At 62.5% G+C, this 22,877-nt stretch carries 22 protein-coding genes, 2 tRNA genes and 2 riboswitches; of the genes, 9 read left to right on the top strand and 15 right to left on the bottom strand.

Translation table 11 applies throughout. The annotated features are described in order from the left end of the window. Positions 1-24: 24 nt before the first annotated feature. From ACGYLX_RS11200 to ACGYLX_RS11190, 3 genes are all read right to left on the bottom strand, one after another. Positions 25-1,458, bottom strand: a complete 1,434-nt coding sequence (locus ACGYLX_RS11200) for an NAD(P)-dependent oxidoreductase (RefSeq protein WP_394449487.1) — start codon at positions 1,456-1,458, stop codon at positions 25-27. A 159-nt stretch (positions 1,459-1,617) separates the two neighbouring features. Further along, on the bottom strand, positions 1,618-2,424 hold the full coding sequence (locus ACGYLX_RS11195; protein WP_271688732.1) for an undecaprenyl-diphosphate phosphatase: 807 nt from the start codon (positions 2,422-2,424) through the stop codon (positions 1,618-1,620). Beyond that, positions 2,424-3,410 carry a complex I NDUFA9 subunit family protein gene (locus ACGYLX_RS11190; protein ID WP_394449484.1) on the bottom strand — a complete coding sequence of 329 codons (987 nt, stop codon included), beginning with the start codon at positions 3,408-3,410 and terminating at the stop codon, positions 2,424-2,426. The genes ACGYLX_RS11195 and ACGYLX_RS11190 overlap by 1 nt, the downstream gene beginning before the upstream one ends. A gap of 168 nt (positions 3,411-3,578) precedes the next feature. Here ACGYLX_RS11190 and ACGYLX_RS11185 point away from each other — a divergent pair. Beyond that, positions 3,579-3,664: transfer RNA gene (locus ACGYLX_RS11185), tRNA-Leu, on the top strand. Between the two features lie 96 nt (positions 3,665-3,760). On the opposite strand, the gene ACGYLX_RS11180 is transcribed toward ACGYLX_RS11185, so the two are convergent. From ACGYLX_RS11180 to ACGYLX_RS11170, 3 genes are all read right to left on the bottom strand, one after another. Then, positions 3,761-4,156, bottom strand: a complete 396-nt coding sequence (locus ACGYLX_RS11180) for a PleD family two-component system response regulator (RefSeq protein ID WP_394449482.1) — start codon at positions 4,154-4,156, stop codon at positions 3,761-3,763. Between the two features lie 75 nt (positions 4,157-4,231). Beyond that, positions 4,232-4,411 (bottom strand): hypothetical protein, encoded by a 180-nt coding sequence (locus tag ACGYLX_RS11175; protein ID WP_394449480.1) that lies wholly within the window; start codon positions 4,409-4,411, stop codon positions 4,232-4,234. 118 nt (positions 4,412-4,529) lie between these two features. After that, complete coding sequence (locus tag ACGYLX_RS11170) at positions 4,530-5,612, bottom strand: NAD(P)/FAD-dependent oxidoreductase (RefSeq protein WP_394449477.1); 1,083 nt, start codon at positions 5,610-5,612, stop codon at positions 4,530-4,532. A 249-nt stretch (positions 5,613-5,861) separates the two neighbouring features. On the opposite strand from ACGYLX_RS11170, the gene ACGYLX_RS11165 reads away from it, so the two are divergent. From ACGYLX_RS11165 to ACGYLX_RS11150, 4 genes are read left to right on the top strand one after another with little or no spacing between them, the layout of a single operon-like run. After that, positions 5,862-6,953 (top strand): ABC transporter ATP-binding protein, encoded by a 1,092-nt coding sequence (locus tag ACGYLX_RS11165; protein WP_209219605.1) that lies wholly within the window; start codon positions 5,862-5,864, stop codon positions 6,951-6,953. Between the two features lie 59 nt (positions 6,954-7,012). After that, positions 7,013-8,056 carry an ABC transporter substrate-binding protein gene (locus ACGYLX_RS11160; protein WP_394449474.1) on the top strand — a complete coding sequence of 348 codons (1,044 nt, stop codon included), beginning with the start codon at positions 7,013-7,015 and terminating at the stop codon, positions 8,054-8,056. A 60-nt stretch (positions 8,057-8,116) separates the two neighbouring features. Continuing rightward, positions 8,117-9,346 (top strand): ABC transporter permease, encoded by a 1,230-nt coding sequence (locus ACGYLX_RS11155; protein WP_394449471.1) that lies wholly within the window; start codon positions 8,117-8,119, stop codon positions 9,344-9,346. Between the two features lie 4 nt (positions 9,347-9,350). Further along, the gene (locus ACGYLX_RS11150; protein ID WP_394449468.1) at positions 9,351-10,199 is read left to right on the top strand and encodes an ABC transporter permease; all 849 of its coding nucleotides are present in this window, start codon (positions 9,351-9,353) and stop codon (positions 10,197-10,199) included. Positions 10,200-10,261: 62 nt separating this feature from the next. Here ACGYLX_RS11150 and ACGYLX_RS11145 read toward each other — a convergent pair. Then, a tRNA-Lys gene (locus tag ACGYLX_RS11145) sits at positions 10,262-10,337 on the bottom strand. 104 nt (positions 10,338-10,441) lie between these two features. Here ACGYLX_RS11145 and dapF point away from each other — a divergent pair. Together dapF and mtaB are read left to right on the top strand one after the other, a co-directional pair. Then, positions 10,442-11,275: a diaminopimelate epimerase gene (gene dapF, locus ACGYLX_RS11140; protein WP_394449465.1), complete on the top strand. Its 834-nt coding sequence runs from the start codon at positions 10,442-10,444 to the stop codon at positions 11,273-11,275. After that, a complete protein-coding gene (gene mtaB / locus ACGYLX_RS11135) occupies positions 11,272-12,525 on the top strand; it encodes a tRNA (N(6)-L-threonylcarbamoyladenosine(37)-C(2))-methylthiotransferase MtaB (RefSeq protein WP_394449463.1) in 1,254 nt (417 codons plus the stop codon). The genes dapF and mtaB overlap by 4 nt, the downstream gene beginning before the upstream one ends. A 227-nt stretch (positions 12,526-12,752) precedes the next feature. Here the strand turns inward: mtaB and ACGYLX_RS11130 are convergent, their stop codons facing one another. The 5 genes from ACGYLX_RS11130 to ACGYLX_RS11110 all read right to left on the bottom strand — a co-directional run bounded on the left by ACGYLX_RS11130 (position 12,753) and on the right by ACGYLX_RS11110 (position 17,597). Then, complete coding sequence (locus ACGYLX_RS11130) at positions 12,753-14,192, bottom strand: cytochrome c1 (protein WP_394449460.1); 1,440 nt, start codon at positions 14,190-14,192, stop codon at positions 12,753-12,755. 11 nt (positions 14,193-14,203) lie between these two features. Beyond that, positions 14,204-15,547 (bottom strand): cytochrome b, encoded by a 1,344-nt coding sequence (gene petB, locus ACGYLX_RS11125; RefSeq protein WP_394449459.1) that lies wholly within the window; start codon positions 15,545-15,547, stop codon positions 14,204-14,206. A 15-nt stretch (positions 15,548-15,562) separates the two neighbouring features. After that, positions 15,563-16,123, bottom strand: a complete 561-nt coding sequence (gene petA / locus ACGYLX_RS11120; protein ID WP_394417461.1) for a ubiquinol-cytochrome c reductase iron-sulfur subunit — start codon at positions 16,121-16,123, stop codon at positions 15,563-15,565. 190 nt (positions 16,124-16,313) lie between these two features. After that, the gene (locus tag ACGYLX_RS11115) at positions 16,314-16,922 is read right to left on the bottom strand and encodes a glutathione S-transferase (RefSeq protein ID WP_394449455.1); all 609 of its coding nucleotides are present in this window, start codon (positions 16,920-16,922) and stop codon (positions 16,314-16,316) included. A gap of 60 nt (positions 16,923-16,982) precedes the next feature. After that, entirely contained in the window at positions 16,983-17,597 is a 615-nt protein-coding gene (locus tag ACGYLX_RS11110) for an FMN-binding negative transcriptional regulator (RefSeq protein ID WP_394449452.1), read from the bottom strand. A gap of 58 nt (positions 17,598-17,655) precedes the next feature. After that, positions 17,656-17,795: riboswitch (FMN riboswitch) on the top strand. Positions 17,796-17,870: 75 nt separating this feature from the next. On the opposite strand from ACGYLX_RS11110, the gene ACGYLX_RS11105 reads away from it, so the two are divergent. Further along, positions 17,871-18,353 (top strand): 6,7-dimethyl-8-ribityllumazine synthase, encoded by a 483-nt coding sequence (locus ACGYLX_RS11105; RefSeq protein WP_394449450.1) that lies wholly within the window; start codon positions 17,871-17,873, stop codon positions 18,351-18,353. Here ACGYLX_RS11105 and ACGYLX_RS11100 read toward each other — a convergent pair. The 3 genes from ACGYLX_RS11100 to thiB are packed head-to-tail and all read right to left on the bottom strand — an operon-like array spanning position 18,350 to position 21,538. Beyond that, a complete protein-coding gene (locus ACGYLX_RS11100) occupies positions 18,350-19,042 on the bottom strand; it encodes an ATP-binding cassette domain-containing protein (protein WP_394449447.1) in 693 nt (230 codons plus the stop codon). The two genes, ACGYLX_RS11105 and ACGYLX_RS11100, sit on opposite strands and share 4 nt — an antisense overlap. Then, positions 19,029-20,585, bottom strand: a complete 1,557-nt coding sequence (locus ACGYLX_RS11095) for a thiamine/thiamine pyrophosphate ABC transporter permease ThiP (RefSeq protein ID WP_394449445.1) — start codon at positions 20,583-20,585, stop codon at positions 19,029-19,031. The genes ACGYLX_RS11100 and ACGYLX_RS11095 overlap by 14 nt, the downstream gene beginning before the upstream one ends. After that, a complete protein-coding gene (gene thiB / locus ACGYLX_RS11090) occupies positions 20,561-21,538 on the bottom strand; it encodes a thiamine ABC transporter substrate binding subunit (protein ID WP_394449443.1) in 978 nt (325 codons plus the stop codon). The genes ACGYLX_RS11095 and thiB overlap by 25 nt, the downstream gene beginning before the upstream one ends. A gap of 34 nt (positions 21,539-21,572) precedes the next feature. Next, a riboswitch (TPP riboswitch) is annotated at positions 21,573-21,674 on the bottom strand. A 92-nt stretch (positions 21,675-21,766) separates the two neighbouring features. On the opposite strand from thiB, the gene aroC reads away from it, so the two are divergent. Beyond that, on the top strand, positions 21,767-22,876 hold the full coding sequence (gene aroC, locus ACGYLX_RS11085) for a chorismate synthase (protein ID WP_394449440.1): 1,110 nt from the start codon (positions 21,767-21,769) through the stop codon (positions 22,874-22,876). Position 22,877: the final 1 nt, after the last annotated feature.

Below are 22,877 nucleotides of genomic sequence, written 5' to 3'. Positions count from 1 at the left end.
GGCGGCAGGGCCGCCCCGGTGCCATCACTCCGCCGCGATGCGCTGCGCGCCGTTGAAATCGTCAAGGATCGCCTGCGCGCAGTCGCGCCCGTCTTTGATCGCCCAAACCACAAGGCTCGCCCCGCGCACGATGTCGCCCACGGCATAGACCCCGTCGAGCGCGGTCGCCCCGGTGACGTAATCGGCCTTGATCGTGCCCCAGCGGTTGACCGGCAGCTCCGGCTCGTTCCAAAGCGTTGGTAGGTCTTCAGGCTCAAAGCCAAGCGCCATGATGACCAGATCGGCCTCTTCGACGTAATCCGCGCCTTCGATAACCTCGGGCGCCTGACGGCCTGTCACATCCGGAGCACCAAGGCGCATCTTCTGCACCATGACGCCGGTCACCGGATCGCCGACGAAGCCCTTGGGCGCACTCAGCCATTCAAAGATCACGCCCTCTTCCTCGGCGTTTTGCACTTCGCGCTGACTGCCCGGCATATTCGCCCGGTCGCGGCGGTAGAGGCATTTGACGCTTTCCGCACCCTGACGGATCGAGGTGCGCACGCAGTCCATCGCCGTGTCGCCGCCGCCGATCACGACAACCTTTTTGCCCGCGGCGTTCAGACGGCCGTTTTCGAATTCTTCGACCGTGTCGCCAAAACTCTTGCGGTTGGAGGCGGTGAGGAAGTCGATCGCCCGTTCCACGCCGAAACCACCCACACCGGGGGCTTCGATCTCACGGGTTTTGTAGACGCCAGTCGCGATGATCACGGCATCATGCTTGCCCCGGATCGCGCCAAAGCTGATGTCGACACCGACATCGCAATTCAACTCAAAGGTCACGCCACCTTCGGCCAACTGCGCATTGCGGCGCTCAACCACGTCTTTCTCAAGCTTGAAGCCGGGAATGCCATAGGTCAGCAAGCCGCCGGCCCGGTCGTAGCGGTCATAGATGGTGACCTGCACGCCCGCGCGGCGCAGCATATCCGCCGCCGCCAGACCGCCCGGGCCCGCGCCGATGATGCCGACACTTTCGGGCCGCTCTTCGCGCGGGGCGGCGGGTTTGACCCAGCCCTGCTCCCAAGCGGTGTCGGTGATGTATTTCTCAATCGAGCCGATGGTGACGGTGCCATGGCCCGACTGTTCGATCACGCAGTTGCCTTCGCAGAGGCGGTCCTGCGGGCAGATACGGCCACAGATCTCGGGGAAGGTATTGGTCGCCTGGCTGATCTCATAGGCCTCTTGTAGACGCCCCTCGGCGGTCAGGCGCAGCCAGTCGGGGATGTTGTTGTGCAGGGGGCAATGGGTCTGGCAGTAGGGCACGCCGCATTGGCTGCACCGGCTCGACTGTTCTGCCGCTTTTGCATCCGCATATTCGGCGTAAATTTCATCGAAATCCGTCCGGCGCAAATCGGGCGGGCGTTTTTCGGGCATATCCCGCGCAACGTCTGTAAATTTTAGCATGACCTGCTTCGCCATATACCCGTTCCTTCGACAAATTCCGTCAGAAGGCTCGTATACGAGAGCGCCAAAGTAAATAAAAGACAGCAATGCTGACCTATTTACCTCTTTCCGAGCAAATGGGAGGCTCGACCATCATTTTTATGCATCATTTAAGGTCCGATGCGGACCTACCTACTAAAACCCAGCCCAAAGTGCGAGGATAACCACCCCGCCCACAAGGATTCGCCACCATCCGAAAAGCGCATATCCATAGCGGCTGATGTAATCGAGCACCCAACGCACCACGAAAACGGCAGAGATAAAGGCCATGGCGAAGCCCACGGCAATCTCGCCCATGGCCGAGGCATCCAGCACATCGCGGTTCTTGTAGATGTCATAGGCGAAAGCGCCCGCCATCGTCGGCATCGACAGAAAGAAGGAGAATTCCGCCGCCGCCCGCTTACTGGCGCCCAGCAACAGGGCGCCAACAATCGTCGCCCCCGAACGTGAGGTGCCCGGCACCATGGCGAGACATTGGATCACCCCAATCTTAAACGCCATGGAAAGCGGGAATTTGGTCGCGTCGGAATGGGTCGGCGCAGGGGCAATGCGGTCTACGACCAGCAGGACCACCCCGCCCAGCACCAACATGACGGCGATCAGCAAGGGCGTCTCGAAAAGGACTGTTTTGATGAAGTCATGCGCCAAGACGCCGATCACGACCGCAGGCAGAAAGGCCAGAAGCACGGACCAGATGAACCGCCGCGCCTGCGGATCATGCGGCGCGGCCGAGAAGACCGCCCAAAGCCGCGCGGAATAAACCGTCAGGATCGCCAGCACCGCGCCCAATTGGATCACGACCTCAAAGGTCCGTCCGGCGCTTTCGAAACCCAGAAAATGACCGGCCAGCAAAAGATGCCCGGTCGAAGATACGGGGATGAACTCTGTCAGCCCCTCCAGCAAACCCAGAAAGGCGGCGATCAGAGTGGTCGATTGTTCCATTATCCCTGCCGCAGGTTACGTGCCGATGCTTTGATGGCGTCATATTGCCCCGAAGGCCGGAACCGCCAGAGATAGTCAGGCAGCACCGCATCCATCGCGGTGGGGGTGATGTCAATCTCGGCAAAGCCACGCGCGTCATCCGCTACGACATTGTCCTTGCGCAGGTTCTTGACCTGATCGCGGGTCAGCATCTTGTTGGTGAACAGCCCAAAGGTAGCCGTCTGCACCATATCGAACCCGAAGGCGACGATTTTGGCGAGGAACCACGGCATGTTGAGCACCAACCGACGGCGGTGAATCACCTTAAGCATGCGCTGCATCAACCCGCGGAAGGTATCCACATCGGGACCGCCGAGTTCATAGACGCCCGAAGGGACCTGCCCCTCCAGTGCTTTTTCCGCCGCCTTGGCCACGTCATCGACGAACACCGGCTGGAAGCGGGTCGAGGCCCCGGCGACCGGCAGGATCGGGCCGGTGCGGGTCATGCCTGCAAAACGGTTAAAGAATTCGTCCTCTGGCCCGAACATGATCGAGAGGCGCAGGATCACGGCATGGGGCATATGCTTGAGAATGGCAGCCTCGCCCTCGCCTTTGGTGCGGGCATAGTCGCTTTCGGCCTCCATATCCGCGCCGATGGCGGAGACATGCACGAAATGGCCGATCTCTTCGGCGGCGGCCATGCGGGCGATACGCTCGGCCCCTTCGGATTGGACGGCGTCAAAGCTGTTCTTGCCGGTCTCGACCAGAATGCCCACGCAGTTCACCACCGCATCCGCGCCGCGCAGCGCGTCGGCCACGGAGCCATCGTTGCGGATGTTGCACAAAACAGGTTCAACCTGGCCGACCACACCATAGGTCCGCACAAAGAGCGCTTCGTTGGGATGGCGCACCGCCACCCGCACCCGCCAACCAGCTCTGGCCATGCGATACGCGATATAGCGTCCGACAAACCCCGAACCGCCATAAATCGTGACCAGCTTAGACATTCTGCCGCTCCTGTAGATAAATTCTCTGACAGGATGTACCCGCGCACCGCCCCTGTCACAAGGCCAAACCCCCGGCTGCAGCGCCTCGCGGGCAGGATTTTCCGATTTTCGCATAAATTGCGATTGACAGTCACCCGACTGAGCCTTAGAGCACCCCACACGATACGTGCCCAGGTGGCGGAATGGTAGACGCGCTAGCTTCAGGTGCTAGTACTGGCAACGGTGTGGAGGTTCGAGTCCTCTCCTGGGCACCATATTCCCCGACAGATGATTGACTAAAGATCAGGCCTTCAACGGCCCCGACGCACCACCCCTTCGGGGGCGCTTAGCCACGCCGGTCACGCACGGCCCTATTGGACGCGGACACCCGCATTTTGCAGGCAAAACTGTAGCCGCGCAGCAAGCTCGGCCAGGCTGAAAGGCTTTTTCAAACAATCGCTTGCCCCCGCCGCCAAAGCGCGGCGCAGCAGATCGGCGTCTTTCCGGGTTGAGATCATGACGACCGGGATGCCCCGATAGAACGGCAAACCTCTGACATGGCTACAGAACTCAAGCCCATCCATCGCGGGCATCATGAAATCCGTGATGATCACATCCGTCGCGATCCGCTCCTGCGCCAGCGCGAGCAGAGCTTGGGCGGGGCAGCCATAGTCCGCCACGCAGGAAAACCCGACCTCGGCGAGGGACGCTTGAATGAACTGTCGTGCGATCTCAGAATCGTCGATAACGATAGCATTCCAGTTCATCGCGCCCCGCCTTACACTTTAATCACGCCCCAAGGGGTCACCCTAGTGGTGAGGGATTTAATATGACGTGAATGCTTAAATGCGTTTGCCGACGAACATCGCCGAGTCGGAACGCACGCAGGCGATCTCACCCCTTTGCCAGATAAGCTCCCCCTGTGCGGTCGCGTATTTGCCCATGCTGACGCAGGTGGTGATCGGCGTGATTTCGCTAACGGCTTGGGCGGCGTCGAAACTGTTGCTGAACTGAATGGACATGGCTTGTGCTCCTGAGTTGACTTGCCTCAACCTTCACACATCTCGCCGCGCAATGCCTGTTGGCGTCGGGATAAGCGCCCTATTCTGAGGTATAGAGCGCCCCACCCTCGGGCTGCGGCTAATGCCTGTTCAGCAGCTTTTGGTACTTCGATACAAAGAGATGCGCGCCCTTCATCTTTTGCGTCACCCAATCGCCCGCGGTGAAGAGCATCAAAAAGCTATTGCCGCGCACCGGCCCCAAGGGCAGCAGAATCGGTGCCTCCGCGCCCCAAGGGCGATAGGTTTTCATATCCGCCAGCTTGCGGCCCGTGATCAGCCCGGTGAGGGTCTTTCGCAGCCAAGGCAACTGCCGGCTGACCGCGACGATGGTCATATTGTCGCCCGGGTCCGCCACATCCCCCGCGGCAAAGACATTGGGCGGGGATGAGGGGCGCAAATAGCCATCGGTCTTGATCCGCTCCGCAGCGGTGACCTCGGCCCCCGGCAGGTTCTTCAACAATTCTGACGCGGCGCGCGCGCCCAAGACGGGGAAGATCAGATCGAATGCCCGCTCCGCCCCGCCGTCAAGGGTGAGGCTGCCCGCATGTGGCTCTGTCATGGAGGCGAGCCCTTCGGCCTTCTTGCCGAGGATCAGCTCCACCCCGGCGCGTTTCAGCTTCCTGCCCAGCGACGCGCCGAGGCTGTCGGGCTTTCCTGCGAAAAGCTTGTCGTCTTTCGTGATCAGGGTGATCTTCTTGTCGGGCATGGCATGGGCGATCTCACCAGCAAGTTCGACCCCGACAGCACCCGCACCGATGATGCCCACCGTCTTGGCCGCGAGCAATTTCTCACGCGTCTCTTGGTTCGCGGCCCGCAGCCCGTCGATATCTGCGCCCTTGGGCTTGAACGGCGTCGCATAGTCCGAGCCGGTGGCGACGACGATGTAATCCGCCTCGACCCGCGTGCCGTCCTCCAGCGTGACACCCTCGCCATCGACACCAGTCGCCCGCGCCGCAACAACGCGGCCCCGTTTCAGCAACCGGTCATATGGGATCAGCGATTCCTCAACCAAACTGGGCTGCACCACGGCGCGGATCATCGCGGAGGCATGTACGAAATGGCTGCGCGGCTCGATCAAGGTCACCTCGGCGATCTGGTCCATCGCCTTGGCCAGTTCAGCCCCCAGATAGCCGCCCCCTACGATTGCGATACGCTTGCCCATCGGTGCCTCTCCTTTTGATCGGTTTCGCCTGCCGGACAGTCTGCCCGCGTGGTCAGCTTTCTACATAGGTGCTCTACCACCGATTTCTCGCAGAACGTGGCGAAAGCCGCCGATCTTGCCATCACCCGGGGCTAAATGCCCATGCGATAAGCGCCGGGAAGGGCGCGATTCTCTTAAATGGTGCAACATATTGTTTAGAATCATCGCACCTGTTTAACTCCCCCCAGCGACAGGGAGAGCCGCGACACAATGAAAGACACCAAAGCAGAGACTTTTCTGCGTTTCGATAACGTCAAGAAGAGCTACGATCAGGAAAATCTCGTCGTCAAAGGCTTCGACATGGATGTACAGGAGGGGGAGTTCATCACCCTTCTTGGCCCCTCGGGCTCGGGCAAGACCACCGTTTTGATGATGTTGGCGGGGTTTGAGAGCGTCACCTCGGGCGATATCGCGATCAACGGCCGCTCGATCAACAAGACCGCGCCGAACAAGCGCAACATCGGCATGGTGTTTCAAAACTACGCGCTGTTCCCGCATATGACCGTGGCCGAAAACCTCGCCTATCCGCTGAGCGTGCGGAAAATGTCCAAGGCGGATATCAAAGAGCGTGTGGCCGAGTATCTGTCGCTGGTCGAGCTTTCGGCCTTTGGCGACCGCCGCCCCGGGCAGCTTTCGGGTGGGCAACGGCAGCGCGTGGCGCTGGCCCGCGCGATGATCTTCCAGCCGACGCTCATCCTGATGGACGAACCTCTGGGCGCGCTCGACAAGAACCTGCGCGAACAGATGCAGTTTGAGATCACCCGCCTGCACAAGCAGATCGGCTTTACCGTCATCTACGTCACCCATGACCAGACCGAGGCGCTGTCGATGTCCGACCGGATCGCCGTCTTCAACGACGGTGTGGTGCAGCAATGCGCCCCGCCCGCGGAATTGTACGAGCGCCCGGTGAATGCCTTCGTGGCCGAATTCATCGGCGAGAACAACTTCGTGCAGGGCCGCGTCACCCGGATCGAAGGCGAGATCGCCAAGGTCGAGACCGATACCGGCACGATCACCACGCAGACCTCCGAAGGGCTGACCGAAGGCGCGCAATGCCGCGTCTCCATCCGGCCCGAGAAACTGTTCATCCATCCCACGACCCACGCCCATGACAACGCGCTGACGGCGACCTTTGTCACGCGCATCTATGTGGGCGATTTTATCCGCTATTATTTTCGCCTGCCGGACGGCACCGACATTATCGTCAAAGTGCTCAACGACCTGTCCGCGCCCGAGTTCGAAGAGGGCGCGACGGCGCAGCTGTTGTCCCTGACGAAAGACTGCATCGCCTTTGCCAATTAAGGGCGACCGGGGGCAAACCGGGGCCCCGCATAAAACCTGGACATGACAAGGAGAGACCGATGAAGAAGCATCTGAGTTATCTGGCCACCGCGGCGCTGATCGCCAGCACCGCCTTGGCCGAGGATCTAACGGTGACGTCCTTTGGCGGGGCCTATGGCGCCGCGCAGATGGAACATATGATCCAGCCCTATATGGATAAATCCGGCACCAACATCCTGTTCGAGGACTACGGCGGCGGCGTGGCCGAGATGAAGGCGCAGGTCGAGGCGGGCAACATCCTGTGGGATGTCGTCGACATTGAGGTGATCGACCTCGAACGCGCCTGTGCCGAAGGCTATCTGGAAGTGATCGACCAATCGGTTCTGCCCGATGGCGACGATGGCACCTCGGCAGCGGATGACTTCATCGAGGACGCGCTGGCCAATGAATGCGGCGTGGGCAATATCGTCTGGTCCGTCGTCTTTGCCGTGAACACCGAGAACGGCGAAGGCCCGAAAACCATCGAAGACTTCTTTGATACCGAGGCGTTCCCCGGCAAACGCGGTCTGCGCAAGCGGCCTCAGGTCAACATGGAATGGGCGCTGCTGGCCGATGGCGTCGCCCCGGAAGAGGTCTATGAAGTGTTGGCCACCGAAGAGGGGCAGAAACGCGCCTTTGCCAAACTCGACACCATCAAGGACGACATCACTTGGTACGACAGCTGGTCTCAGGCCCCCGTTCTGCTGAACGACGGTGGGGCGACCATGGTGCAATCCGCCAATGGCCGCATCTTCGCCGCGATCAAGGATGATGGCGCCCCCTTCGAGATCGTCTGGGACAGCCACATCTATGACCTCGACGTTTGGGCCATCATGAAGGGCACCGAGAAGAAAGAAGAGGCGATGGAGTTCATCAAATTCGCCACAGGCACCGTGCCGCTCTCGGGCATGCAGGACGTGGCCTATGGTCCGACCCGCGCCTCTGCTCAGGCGCTGCTGCCCGAAGAGGTCAAGCAAGACCTGCCGACCGCGCATCTTGACGAAGGCGTCAAAGCCGATGGCATCTTCTGGGCCGACTACGGCGAGACGTTGGGCGAGAAGTTCAACGAATGGCTGCTGCAATAAGCCCCCTGCCCCGCGCCTGACCGGGCGCGGGGCACCCAACCCCTATAGAAGAGTAACCGCGTGTCCAGCCTCAGTTCCCAAGACGCCGCCAACGCCCGTCGCCAAATGCGCAGACGCCGCACGCAGGCGTTTCTGTTCGTGGTGCCGCTGCTGGTCTTTATCCTTTTCGCCTTTGTCGCACCGATCACCACGATGCTGTTCCGCAGCGTCTACAACCCCACCGTGGCCGAACTGGTGCCCGAAACGCTGGAGATGCTCGAAGACTGGGAGGGCGAAAGCCTGCCCGACACGGCGGTCATCACCCAGATGGCCATCGACATGAAGCGCATGGCAAACAACCGCACCTCCGGCAGGTTCGCCGATGAGATCAACCGCGCCCTGCCGGGCATGTCGAGCGTCATCAAATCCACCGCCCGGGGCCTGCGCCGCGCCGAGGATGCCGAGCTTGCCGCCAATGGCGCCGAGATGCTGCTGGAAAAGAACGACCGTTGGGCCAAGCCCGCCACTTGGCGCGCGATCCGCAGCGCCGGGCAGGTCTATACGTCGAGCTACTACCTCACCGCTGTCGATATGGAATACGACTCCGAAGGGGACATCGTCCAACGCGACACGCAGATCTACAAACAGCTCTACACCAAGACGCTGAAGATGGCTCTGATCATCACCGGGCTGACGATGCTGCTGGGCTATCCGCTGGCTTTCTACATGTCGCAGGCCAGCCCCGCGACGGCGAATTTCCTGATGGTCTTTGTCCTGCTGCCCTTCTGGACCTCGCTCTTGGTGCGCACCACCGCGTGGATCGCGCTGCTGCAAGCCGGGGGCGTAGTGAACTCCTCCCTGCTCTGGGCCGGGCTGATCAACGAGCCCATTGAGCTGCTCTACAACGAATTCTCCACCATCCTCGCCATGACCCACATCCTGCTGCCCTTCATGGTGCTGCCGCTCTACGCGGTGATGCGCGGGATCGATTCGAGCTTCATGCGCGCGGCGATTTCGATGGGGTCGAACCCCATCGGCGCGTGGTACAAAATCTACCTGCCAATGAGCCTGCCGGGCCTCTCTGCCGGGGCGCTCTTGGTCTTCATCATCTCGGTCGGCTACTACATCACGCCCGCACTTGTGGGCGGCACCGATGGGCAGATGATCTCGAACATCATCGCCTTCCACATGCAGGTGTCCAACAACTGGGAACTGGCGGCGGCCTTGGGCTCGCTCCTGCTGATCCTGATCCTCGTTCTCTACTGGCTGTTCGACCGTTTCGTCGGCACCGACAACCTTAAGCTGGGATGACGTCATGAGCCAACTGCCCGACTATTACACGATCTGGCACAAGGCGGGGCACTACGGCCTGCGCATCATGGCGGGGCTGGTGCTGATTTTCCTGATGCTGCCGATCCTCGTCATCATGCCGCTGTCGTTCAATGCCGAGCCCTTCTTCACCTTCACCCAAGGCATGCTGTCGCTCGACCCGAACGCCTATTCGACGCGCTGGTATCACGAGATCGTCGACGATCAGAAATGGCGCATCGCGATCCGCAATTCCTTCGTCATCGGCATCGCTGCGGCAAGCATCGCCACGGTTCTGGGGACACTGGCCGCCGTCGGCCTCGCCTCGCCTTGGATGCCGTTCAAACGGGTCATCACCGCGCTGCTGCTGTCGCCGATGATCGTGCCGTTGATCATCATCGCGGCGGGCATGTTCTTTTTCTATACGCAGTTCAATCTGGTCGGCACCTTCACCGGGCTGATCATCGCCCATGCGGCGCTCGGCGTGCCCTTTGTCATCATCACCGTTACCGCCACACTCAGCGGCTTTGACCGCTCACTCTTCGTGGCGGGGCTGAGCCTCGGGGCCTCTCCGATCAAGGTGTTCTGGGACGTGGTGATTCCGCTCATCCGCCCCGGCGTGATTTCGGGCGGGCTTTTTGCCTTCGTGACCTCCTTCGACGAGGTGGTGCTGGTGCTCTTCCTCGCAGGCCCCGAACAACGCACGATTCCGCGGCAGATGTTCTCGGGCCTGCGCGAGCAGATCAACCCGACGATTCTGGCGGTTGCGACGCTGCTGGTGGTGCTCTCGGCGACGATGCTTTTCGTGCTCGAAGCGCTGCGGCGGCGCTCGGCCCGGCTGCGCGGTCAGGAATAGGCAAAACCGCCCGCGGGCGGCACCAAACACCTGATCCATAACCATTTAGGAAGGGGGGTGAGTGGTGAGCCGTGATGGGTTCGAACCATCGACCTACTGATTAAAAGTCAGTTGCTCTACCAACTGAGCTAACGGCCCACTAGGCGGGTAACTAGAAATTACGGGCGGCAGGGTCAAGCCCTTAATTACGAAAATCTTGCGAGATGCTGGATTAGTTTTCATGCCGGGGTTATATGCGCCGAATGTACAGCGATCAGACCCCCGGATTGCCCTTCATGAAGATGCATGGGCTTGGCAATGATTTCGTCGTGTTCGATGCACGCGCGGAAGGAATCGACGTGACCCCGGCGATGGCACAAGCCATCGGACACCGGCAATTTGGTGTGGGATTCGATCAGCTTGCGGTGATCACGCGCGGGGCCGGCGACGCGCATCTGACCTTTTACAACAGCGACGGCTCCCTTTCCGCCGCCTGTGGCAACGCCACCCGCTGCATCGCGCGCTATCTGATGGACGACACAGGCCGCGATTCGCTGCATCTGACTACAGCACGCGGCGATCTGGCAGCGAAAGACGCCGGGGGTGGCCTGACTTCCGTCAACATGGGCCATCCGCAGCTAAAGTGGGACGAGGTGCCGCTGGTGCGCGAGATGGACACGCTGCACCTGCCGATCGACGGCGACCCGACCGCCACCGGCATGGGCAACCCGCATTGCACCTTTTTCGTCGAGGATGCCGAAGCGGTGGACCTTTCCGATCTGGGCCCCCGCGCCGAGCATGACCCGCTCTACCCTGAGCGCACCAACGTGCAGGTCGCGCAGATCGTCGGACCGGACCACATCCGCATGCGCGTCTGGGAGCGTGGCGTCGGCGTGACGCTGGCCTCGGGTTCCTCCTCCTGCGCCACCGCCGTGGCCGCCGCGCGCCGGGGCCTCACGGGCCGTGCCGTGCGCATCGATCTCGACGGCGGCACGCTGCATATCGACTGGCGCGAGGATGGCGTCTGGATGACCGGGCCGACGATGCATGTCTTCTCCGGCAGCCTCACCCCCGCATTTCTGGAGAGCCTGACATGAGCGCCCCGATTTTCAGCACCATGGGCTGCCGCCTCAACGCCTATGAGACCGAGGCGATGAAAGAACTCGCCGAACAGGCGGGCCTTGAGAACGCCGTGGTGGTCAATACCTGCGCGGTCACGGCCGAGGCGGTCCGCAAGGCCCGTCAGGACATCCGCAAGCTGCGCAAGGCACATCCCGAGGCGAGGTTGATCGTGACCGGCTGCGCCGCCCAGACCGAGCCCGAGACCTTTAACGCCATGCCTGAGGTCGATGCCGTGATCGGCAACACCGAGAAGATGCAGGGCGCGACGTGGCAGGGCATGGCCGCCGATTTCATCGGCGAGACTGAGACCGTGCAGGTCGACGACATCATGTCGGTGACCGAGACCGCTGGCCATCTGATCGACGGTTTTGGCACCCGCAGCCGCGCCTATGTGCAGGTCCAAAACGGCTGCGACCACCGCTGCACCTTCTGCATCATACCCTATGGCCGCGGCAATTCGCGCTCGGTGCCCGCGGGCGTGGTGGTGGACCAGATCAAGCGGCTGGTGGACAAGGGCTTCAACGAGGTGGTGCTGACCGGGGTCGACCTGACCTCTTGGGGCGCCGATTTGCCGGCGACGCCAAAGCTCGGCGACTTGGTGATGCGCATCCTGAAGCTGGTGTCCGACCTGCCGCGGTTGCGGATCTCTTCAATCGATTCGATCGAGGTGGACGAGAACCTGATGCAAGCCATCGCCACCGAACCGCGCCTGATGCCGCATCTGCATCTGTCGCTGCAGCATGGCGACGACATGATCCTCAAGCGCATGAAGCGCCGGCACCTGCGCGACGACGCGATCCGGTTTGCCCAAGAGGCCCGCGCGTTGCGCCCCGATATGACCTTCGGCGCGGACATCATCGCTGGCTTCCCGACCGAGACCGAGGCGATGTTCGAGAACTCGCTGAAACTGGTCGAGGAATGCGACCTGACATGGCTGCATGTCTTCCCCTACTCCGCCCGTCCCGGCACGCCGGCGGCGCGGATGCCCGCGGTGAATGGTGCGGCGATCAAGGAGCGTGCCGCACGACTGCGGGCGGCTGGCGAGCGGCAGGTGCAACGGCATCTGGAGGCGCAGGTCGGGCGCACACATGACGTGTTGATGGAGAACCCCCACATGGGCCGCACGGCGCAGTTCACGGAGGTGAGCTTTGCCGCTCCGCAGGTTGAAGGTGAGATCGTGCAGGCTGAGATCACCGGAATTTCAGGAACGCAGCTGACCGCCTAGCGCGAAGGGCATCGCCCTCCCCGGGGGCGATAGAACGAGGCTGTGGCCGGAAGGGCTGCCGCACTCGAAACGATTCCGTATCATGTAACCTCGCCAAATCGCGCTGTTCCAATGCGCGGAACCTGTTGAGAGGTTTTAGGCCAAGTGGCCGCCATCATAACGCATGGCCACAAAAAAAGGGCGCCGGTTTCCCGACGCCCTTCTCATTTCCAAAAGCCGTGGCCCGATCAGCCGTCCTTGCGGCGGTTCTTGACCGGCGCCCAGAGCTTCTTGTTGGTCAGATAGAGCAGGACCGAGAGCAGACCCAGCAGAACAACCCCGGCAAAGCCAGCTTGTTTGCGTGCGCCCAGCTTCGGCTCGGCGGTCCACATCAGGAAGGCAGAGACGTCCTCGGCCATGTGCTGCACGTCGTTGGCATGCTCATCCGCGAACTCGACCAGCTCATCCGAAAGCGGGGGCGCCATGGCGATCCAGCCGCCCGGGAAAACGGTGTTCTCATAGAGAACCGTGCCCGCTTGCTCTTTCTCTTCGCCGGTGTAGCCGGTCAGAAGCGCTGTGATATACTCCGGCCCGCCGATCCCTTTAAGGAACTGGTTGATGCCCAGACCGTAAGGGCCGTGGAACGCGGCGCGCTTTTTGGCCATCAGCGACAGGTCCGGCGCGTTCGGCAGGTTGGAACCGGGGAAGTGGTCAACCGGGGTGCCGGGACGGGTGTCGTCCAGCTCGGCGTCATAGACGTCATAGCCTTTGGCGTATTCGATCACCTGCTCTTCGGGCATGTTCGGACCGCTTTCGTCCGCCAATGTCCGCATCGCGACATATTCCAGACCGTGGCAGGCCGCGCAAACCTCGGTGTAGATCTGCAGACCGCGCTGAAGCTGGTTTACGTCATAGCCGCCGAAGGGACCATCGAAGGAGAAGTCGATGTTGTCGATATGCGGTGTCGCGTGGGAATCATGCGCGTCGTCACCGTGACCGTCTTCATCCCCGTGATCGTCTGCCGCATGCGCTTCGCCGTGATCATCGGTTTCCATAACACCGACATTGGGGTCTTCGGCATGCGCCTGACCATCAACGTCGTCTTCGACGATCACTTCGTTTTCGGCGTTCTCCTCGGCTGTCGATTGCACTTCGTCGGTGGCTTCGACTTCTTCGGCAGGCGCTTCGGATGCATCCTCGGCGGAAACCTCTTCAGGCGCTTCCTCTGCGGCAGCTTCCTCAGTTGCAGGCGCTTCGGCCGGTGCCTCTTCCGCTACGGCTGCTTCTTCGGCGGGGGCCTCTTCAGCAGCAGGTACTTCTTCAGTTGCCACGTCATCCGCAGGTGCTTCCTCTTCGGTAGCAACCTCTTCAGCCGGCGCTTCTTCGGTTGCGGCTTCCTCAGCAGGAGCCGCTTCAATCGCGGGTTCCTCTGCCGGAGCCGCTTCGGCTTCGGCCTCAACGTCCGCCGCTTCGGCTTCAGCCGGGGCTTCTTCACCCGGAGCTTCTTCAGCAGGCGCTTCTTCCGCTACCGACTCTTCGACAGGCGCGGTTTCGGCTTCGGCCTCCGGCGTTTCCGCCGGAGTGGTTAGCAGTTCTTCTTCCGTCGCCGTGTCCTGCGCCAGCACTGCCGTTCCCGGCAGGGCGAGGCCCAGAGTAACCACAGCAGAAAGGAGGTTGGTCTTCATCATGGTCATGATCCTTATTCCGCCGGGTTCACAAGCGTCTTGGTGCCGCCTGCCTTGGGCGCATAATGCGCGTCAAAGTCGGCTTCGATGGTTTCAGGCTGCGCCAAGGGCTTCTCGATCACGCCCAAGAGGGGCAGGATGACGAGGAAATAGGCGAACCAATAGGCTGCTGCGATCAGCGAGAAGGTCGCATAGGGCTCCTCTGCGGGCATCGCACCCAGCCACATCAGGGCGAAGAAGTCGATCACCAAGAGGGCGAACCACCACTTGAACATCGGACGATACCGGCCCGAACGCACGGAGGAGGTGTCGAGCCACGGCACCAGCGCCATCACGGCAATCGCCCCGAACATCGCCAGCACGCCGAAGAATTTAGCGTCGATGATGCCACCGGTCACGAAGGACGCGATTTGCACGACCCAAACCTCGGAAGTGAAGGCCCGCAGGATCGCGTAGAAGGGCAGGAAGTACCATTCCGGCACGATATGTGCAGGTGTCGCCAGCGCGTTGGCTTCGATGTAGTTGTCCGGGTGGCCCAGATAGTTCGGCATGAAGCCCACGACAGCGAAGAACAGCGTCAGGATCACGGCCAGCGCGAAGAGGTCCTTGATCACGAAGTAGGGCCAGAAGGGCAGCGTGTCTTTCTTGGCGTCTTCTTTCGAGGTGCGGCGCACTTCAACCCCGGTGGGGTTGTTGTTGCCGGTGGTGTGGAAGGCCCAGATGTGCAGCACCACGAGGCCCGCAATCACGAAGGGCAGCAGATAGTGCAGCGAGAAGAAGCGGTTCAGCGTCGCGTTGTCCACGGCGGGCCCGCCCAGGAGGAAGGTCTGAAGACCCTCGCCCACGAAGGGGATCGCGCCAAAGAGGCCGGTGATCACGGTCGCGCCCCAGAAGGACATCTGACCCCAAGGCAGAACGTAGCCCATGAAGCCGGTGGCCATCATCAGCAGGTAGATCAACATGCCGATGATCCATGTGATCTCACGCGGGGCTTTGTAGGACCCGTAGTAGAGACCACGGAAGATGTGGGCATAGACCGCGATGAAGAACAGCGACGCGCCGTTCATATGCAGGTAGCGGATCATATAGCCGCCGTTCACGTCACGCATGATGTGCTCGACCGAGGCGAAGGCCAGATCGACATGCGGCGTGTAGTGCATCACCAGAACGATACCGGTGATGATTTGCAGTGCCAGACAGAAGGTCAGCACGATGCCCCAAATCCACATCCAGTTCAGGTTCTTGGGCGTGGGGATCATCAATGTGTCGTACAACAGGCCAACGATGGGAAGGCGGCGGTGCAGCCACTTTTCGCCGTTCGAATTCGGCTCGTAATGGTCGTGAGGAATTCCAGACATCTCTCTTCCGCTCCCTTAACCCAGTTTGATCGTGGACTCGTCCACGAATTCGGCGACAGGCACCGGCAAGTTGCGCGGCGCCGGCCCTTTACGGATGCGGCCCGCCGTATCGTAGTGCGACCCGTGGCAGGGGCAGAACCAGCCGCCAAAGTCGCCAGCATCACCCAAAGGCACGCAGCCAAGGTGCGTGCAGACACCCATCTGAACCAGCCATTCGCCGTTTTCGTCCAAGGCGCGGTTGGCGTCTGTGGCGGGCACGTCACCGCCCAGGTTGGCGTTCTGCGCAATGGGGTCCGGCAGGCTGGAGACGTCGACAGCGTTTGCCTCTTCGATCTCGGCCTCGGTGCGGCGGCGAATGAACACCGGCTTGCCCAGCCATTTCACGGTCAGCTGCGTCCCGACTTCGACGCCGGACACATCCACACGAATGGACGACAGCGCCTTTACGTCGGCAGAGGGGTTCATCTGGTTGACCAGCGGCCAGACGGCGGCACCAACGGCGACGGCACCTGTACCGGCTGTCGCGTAATACAGGAAATCCCTCCGGGTGCCTGCGTGTTCTTCTGCTTGGGACACGGGTTTACTCCAATTCTTGGCCAACTTTGGCCGACAGACATAGGGGTGGCGTCACCTTGCCACCTGACTTCTCGCCGCTATCTACCGGGATGGACCGCGCCCGTCCAGATGTCAAAGCCGCGCATCTTGGATCAACCGCGCCACAACGCGGCAAAAATACCGCGATTGTGGCAATATCATTACGGCACGCTTACTGCGGCGGCGCGGTATGGGTCATCGCGGGACGCGAATCAAAGGCATCGAACCATGCCGCCAGATCAGGGTTTCCGGCCCGCCAATCCCGCGCGCCATGGCGGAAATCGATATATCCCAAGGCGCAGCCAAGCGCGATTTGCCCCATGTCCAAGGGCCCGGCCAAATGTGCAGCCCATTGATTGTTAAGCGTCTTACAGGCCCGATCGACCTTGCCCCACTGGCCTTCGACCCATTCCGACATGCGTTTGTCTTCGGGGCGCAGCTTGCCCTCATAGACCATGGCGAGCGCAGCATCGAGCATCCCATCCGCCGTGGCCTCCAGCGTCAAAGTGTCCCACCTGCTTGTGCCTTGGGGGTAAAGCCCCGCCCCGGCGCGGTCATCCAAATAGGCGCAGATCACCCGGCTGTCGTACAGCGTACAGCCGTCTGGCCGCTCCAGCGCGGGCACTTTGGTCAGCGGGTTGCGCGCGGCAAAGCCCTCCGCCGGGGCCAGCGGCGTGCCCGATGTCGGCTCCAGCGCGACTTCATCAAGCTGGCCGGTCTCATGCAGCAGTACCATGACCTTGCGGACATAGGGCGAGGTTGGAGAATAAAATAGTTTCACGTGAAGTCCCCCCTTGGTTGCCCGCACTATTCAACGGCGCCGCGCCAGACGCAACGGCGATCACACCCCGCGCATCAGAGCCGCCATCACCGCCGGATCCGTGCCGAATCCATGTGCCGCCATCTGATCCGCCGCCGCGAGACGCACGGCCGCATCCTTGTTCTGGCCCAGCTTCCATGTGCCGTCGACCCCGGTGATGCGAAGGTGACAAGGCACGATCATCCGGAGCATCTTGTCCCGCGCCTCGGGGGTCATCTTGTCCATCTTCCACGGGGTCTTCGGGGCCAGCCGCGCCTCATACACCGCCGATTGCCGCGCCAGCAGATCCGGCAGTTCCTCTGCCGGGCGCAGCACCAGCGTGCCGGTCAGATGCACGGCCACATAGTTCCATGTCGGCACCTGATCCTCGATCCCGTACCAGTCGGGCGAGACATAGCTATCGGCCCCCGTCACCGCCAAACGCACCGGCTGCGGGGTTTTCAGCGCCCGCGCGATGGGGTTTGAGCGCACCAGATGCAACGCAGCCAAATCCCCGGCGTCGTTCAGGATGAAAGGCACATGCGCCATCAACGGCCCCTCTGCCCCGTTGATCGCCAGAACGCCAAAGCCGGTGTCACGAGCAAAGGCAAGGTTCCGGTCGCGGCCCTCTTTGCGGTAGATCGGATTGGGGTGCATGGTCACTCCTATGCGTTTCTTTTGGTATTGCAGAGCCTTGCGCAACTTGGCAACCTGACATCATTCTCAGGGCGGGGCGAAATTCCCCACCGGCGGTAAGCGGTCCCCGCAAGCCCGCGAGCGGCCTTTTCGAAGGTGTCAGCAGATCTGGTGCGACTCCAGAGCCGACGGTCACAGTCCGGATGAAAGAGAATGCGAACAAGGACAGGGGCGAAGCCTCGGTCTTTGCGCGTGATCGCCTTGGATGGACGTGTCTGAACCTAGGAGATCACCATGACACAAGAACGTTCCGCCCGTTTCGCCTTTGTGCGTGCAAGCTGGCATGCGGATATCGTCGACCGCGCCTATGACGGGTTTACCGAATTTATCGACGCCGCGCAGGTGGACAGCTTTGCCGTTCCCGGGGCCTTTGAACTGCCGCTCATGGCGCAGCGTCTGGCCAAGACCGGGCGCTACGACGCCGTGATCTGCGCGGCCTTCGTGGTGGATGGCGGCATTTACCGGCATGACTTCGTAGCGCAGACGGTGGTCGATGGGCTGATGCGCGTGGGGCTCGACTGCGACCTGCCGGTGCTGTCAGTCTCGCTCACGCCGCACCACTATCAGGAAACGGATCATCACAACGCGATCTACCGCGAGCATTTCGTCACTAAGGGCCGCGAGGCCGCGCAGGCCGCTCTTGGCATGACCCAAGCACTGGAGACGTTTTCTTCAAATGAAAACGGCGCGGAAATTTCAAAAATTTCCGCCGCCTAGCCGAGATAGGCGCGCAAGGCCGGGGGCGGGTTGTCGAGCAATTCCGCCGCCGGTCCCGGCGCATGGGCGCGCCCGCCTTCGACAAAGATCACCTCATCCGCGATGCGGCGCACGTCATCGGGGGCATGGGTCACCATGATCAGCCCCGCGCCGGTCTCACGGGCGAGGTCTTGGACCAAATCCAGCATCTCCACCCGCAGCGCCGGGCCGAGCGCGGCAAAGGGCTCATCCAACAGCACCCAAGGCCGCGCCTGTACCAGCACCCGCGCCAGCGCCACGCGGCTTTGCTGCCCGCCCGAGAGCGCGCCGGGGCGTTTGGCGGCATGGGCGGCAAGCCCCACCCGCGCGAGGGCGGCATCGACCGCCTCCCGATCCGCTGCTTTCAGCCGCAAATCGGGGCGCAGGCCAAGGCCGACGTTCTGCCGCACGGTGAGATGCGGGAATAGGTTGTTGTCCTGAAACAGCATCGTCATGCCGCGCTGGCCGGGATGTTGATCCGTGATCTCCTCCCCCTCCCGCAACAACCGCCCCGCCGCCACCGGCACGAACCCACAGATTGCCGCCAGCAGGGTCGACTTGCCCGACCCGGAGGGGCCGATCACCGCGTAGTTGCGCCCCTGCGCCAGCCTCATATCGGCCACGAGGGAGAACTCGCCCCGCTCAATGCGCATGTCTTCAAGCGTCAGCATGCCAGCGCCCCCATTTGTCGCAGATGAAAAACACCGCCAGCGCCAAGACCAGCAAAAGCAGCGCTGCGCCCGCCGCGGCCTCCATCCGGTAGGCGCCCATCAGACGATACATCTGCAAGGGCAGCGTCGCACGTTCCTGATCGGCGAAAAGCGCGATCACGCCGAGATCCCCCACCGAGAGCGCCCCCGTCAGCCCGGCGGCAAAGCCCAGTTGCGGGCGCAGACGCGGCAGGACCAGCAGCCGCCACAGCGCCCAACCCGTCATGCCGAGGGTTTGGGTCAGGGGGCCATAATCCTGCAAGGTCTCGCGCAGGCGCGGCACCAGAATGCGCAGCACGAAAGGCAACGCCATCAGCGCGTTGACCAAGGCGGTGACCGGCAGGCTCAGCCGTGCCGGGTCCAGCACCGGGTTGATCAAGATGAACCACCCCGTGCCAATCATCAGCGGAGAGGCCGCAAGCCCCATCAGGCCAATCGCCTCCACCCCGCCGCGCCGCCGGGTGGCGATCCAGCCTGCCATCGGCAGCGCCAGCAGGGCCAATACCGCCACGCTCAACCCCGCCACCAGAATGCTGTTCCCGGTGGCTTGCCAGACCGAGGCGGGCAGTTGCGCGACCCCCACCAGCCCGCGCAGCACCACGGCGCCCAGCGGCAGCAGCAAAAACAGCGCGGCGAGCGCGATCACCACCCCGTCCAACGCCCGCTGCACGCCGCCCCGCGCATCCCAGCGGCGCAGGGGGCGGTCCAACCCGCCGCCCAAGCTGATCGGTGGGATCAGCCAAAGCGCCGCCACCGCCGCAGCGCCAGCCAGAACAAGCTGCACCACAGACAACAGCGCGGCGCGGCCCAGATCGAAGTCAAACCGAAAGGCCTGATAGATCGCCAGTTCAATCGTCGTCGCCCGCGGCCCACCGCCCAGCGTCAGGGCCACGGCGAAACTGGTCAGGCAAATCACGAAAATCAGCGCCGCCACGCCGGGCAGCACCTGCCGCATCATCGGCCATTCCAGCGCCAGAAACAGCGCCCGCGGCGTCATCTGGAGCTGCCCCGCCAGCCGAAACCGCTCAGAAGGGATGCTCTGCCAGCCTTGCAGCAAAAGCCGCGTGGCCAGCGGCAGGTTGAAGAAAACATGTGCCAGAACCACGCCATGCAGCCCGTAGATCGACACCGGCGGCAAGCCCAGAGCCGCGCCAAATTGGTTCAGCACACCCGACCGGCCAAAGACCGTCAGCAGCCCCAGCACCGCCACGATCACCGGCAGGATGAAGGGCGCGCCCAGCAGCGTGATCAGCGCCCCACGCCCCCAGAACCGCCGCCGCGCCAAGGCCCGCGCCACCGGCACGGCCAGCAGCACCGAAAGCACCGCCGACCAAACCGCCTGTGTCGCGGTAAACCGCACCGCCGCCCAATCCGCCGGGCCGAGCCCCGCGCCCACATCGGCCGCCATGAAGACGGCGACCAAAGCGACAAGGATCAGCCCCGCGACCAGCGCGGCGGCGAAAAGCCCCGTCTTGCCGCTTAACGCGACAGCGCGGTCAGCCATTCGTCCAAAGCCTCCTCACGGAGCGCGGGGACCTCGCCGTTCGGCACCAACAGCGCCTTGCCGGGCTGGATCATGCCCTCGAACCCTGCGGGCAGACCGCCTTCGGGCGTCACGGCGGGATACATCCAGTTGGTCGTCGGCAGCACCGATTGCGCGGCATCAGAGACGAGGTATTGCAAGAACCGATCCGCCAGTTCCGGCTGATCCGACCCGGCAAGCTTCCCCGCCACTTCGATCTGCATGTAATGGCCCTCGTCGAACAGCGCCGCGGTCTTGCTGTCGTCCTCCTCCGCGATCAGGTGATAGGCCGGAGAGGTGGTGTAGCTCAGCACCATATCAGCCTCGCCTTCGAGGAAGAGACCGTAGGCTTCGGACCAACCCTTTGTCACGGTCACGACGTTGTCGGCCAGCCCCGCCCAAACCTCGGGCGCGTCCTCGCCGTAGGCCGCTTTAACCCACATCAGCAGCCCCAAACCGGGCGTCGAAGAGCGCGGGTCTTGGATCACGATTTTCAGATCGCTTTCGGCCAGCGCTTTGAAATTACCGGGCGCGTCCAGATCGGTGCCATGGACGAAGGCGAAGTAACCCCAGTCGTAGGGCACGAAGACTTCGTCTTCCCACGTGATCGGCAGATCATAGTCGGCCTGCAACCCGCTTGGCGCGAAAAGCTCAGTCTCCTTCGCGGCAGCGACAAGGCTGGTGTCCAGCCCCAGCACGATATCCGCGTCAGAGCGTGCGCCCTCAAGCTTGAGCCGCGCCAGCAAAGCCGCGCCATCGCCCATGCCGACGAATTTCACATCGCAGCCGCACTGCGCCTCGAACCCCTCTTCGATGGCCGGGCCGGGCCCCCATTCGGTGACAAAACTGTCGTAGGTATAGACCGTCAGTTCAGGCGTTTCGGCCCAAGCCGCCGATGCGCCCATGACGCCCGCAGCAAGTGTAAGATACTTCATCGCATCCTCCTTTTGCGGCGAAAGGTAAAAGGTGGATGTCTGTCCTGACCTTCCCTCCGCCGGTGTTAACCGGTTCAGGTTCAACGGGTCCGCACAACATGCACATCTCAGCCCAAAGGCCCCCCGAGGTAGCGTCAGGGGTAGATCGGACCTGCACAATTGGCAAGGCAAATCCCCTTGAGGCAGGGCGCTGCCCCGGCTAAGGGTTTGACAACAGGAGGTCCGCCCATGTCGATCAACAGCTTTGGCCATCTTTACCGGGTCACCACATGGGGCGAGAGCCACGGGCCCGCCCTTGGGGCGACCATCGACGGCTGCCCGCCCGGCGTGCCGATTGACGAGGGTATGATCCAACAGTGGCTCGACAAGCGCAAACCAGGCCAGAACAAATACACCACTCAGCGGCGCGAAGCGGATGAGGTGCGGATCCTGTCGGGCACCTTCGAAGGGGTCACCACCGGCACGCCCGTGCAGCTGATGATCGAGAACACCGATCAACGCTCGAAAGACTACGGCGACATCAAGGACAAGTTCCGCCCCGGCCACGCCGACATCACCTATTTCCAGAAATACGGCATCCGCGACTATCGCGGGGGTGGCCGTTCCTCGGCCCGGGAGACCGCCGCGCGGGTGGCGGCGGGCGGTCTGGCGCGTGAGGCGATCAAGGCGCTGGCGCCGGAGCTTCAGATCACCGGCTACATGGTGCAGATGGGGCCGCATAAGATCGACCGCGATGCCTTTGACTGGGACCAGATCGACCAAAACCCCTTTTGGGTGCCGGATGCCAAAGCAGCGGATGACTGGGCCGACTACCTCGACGGGCTGCGCAAATCGGGCAGCAGCGTCGGCGCGATCATCGAGGTGACGGCGCGCGGCGTGCCTGCGGGCCTCGGCGCGCCGGTCTATGGTAAGCTCGACACCGATCTGGCCGCCGCGATGATGAGCATCAATGCCGTCAAAGGTGTGGAGATCGGCGAGGGCATGTCGGCGGCGATGCTGACGGGCGAATTGAACGCCGATGAGATCACCATGGGGCCGGATGGGCCGGAATATTCCTCGAACCACGCGGGCGGCATCTTGGGCGGGATCAGCACCGGGCAGGATGTGGTGCTGCGTTTCGCGGTGAAGCCGACCTCCAGCATCCTGACCACGCGCCGCACCATCACCAAGCACGGCAACGAGACCGAGATCATCACCAAGGGCCGTCACGATCCTTGCGTCGGCATCCGCGCGGTGCCGGTGGGCGAGGCGATGATGGCCTGCGTGCTGCTGGATCACCTGCTGCTGCATCGCGGACAGATTGGCCAGAACCGCGGCATAATTGGCCCCGAGGCGTGAG

It is taken from the genome of Sulfitobacter sp. 1A13496, from assembly GCF_043557225.1.
Classification (GTDB): Bacteria; Pseudomonadota; Alphaproteobacteria; order Rhodobacterales; family Rhodobacteraceae; genus Sulfitobacter; species Sulfitobacter faviae.
The sequence above is the reverse complement of the archived record's forward strand: the minus strand, read 5'-3'. Positions and strand labels throughout refer to the sequence as shown.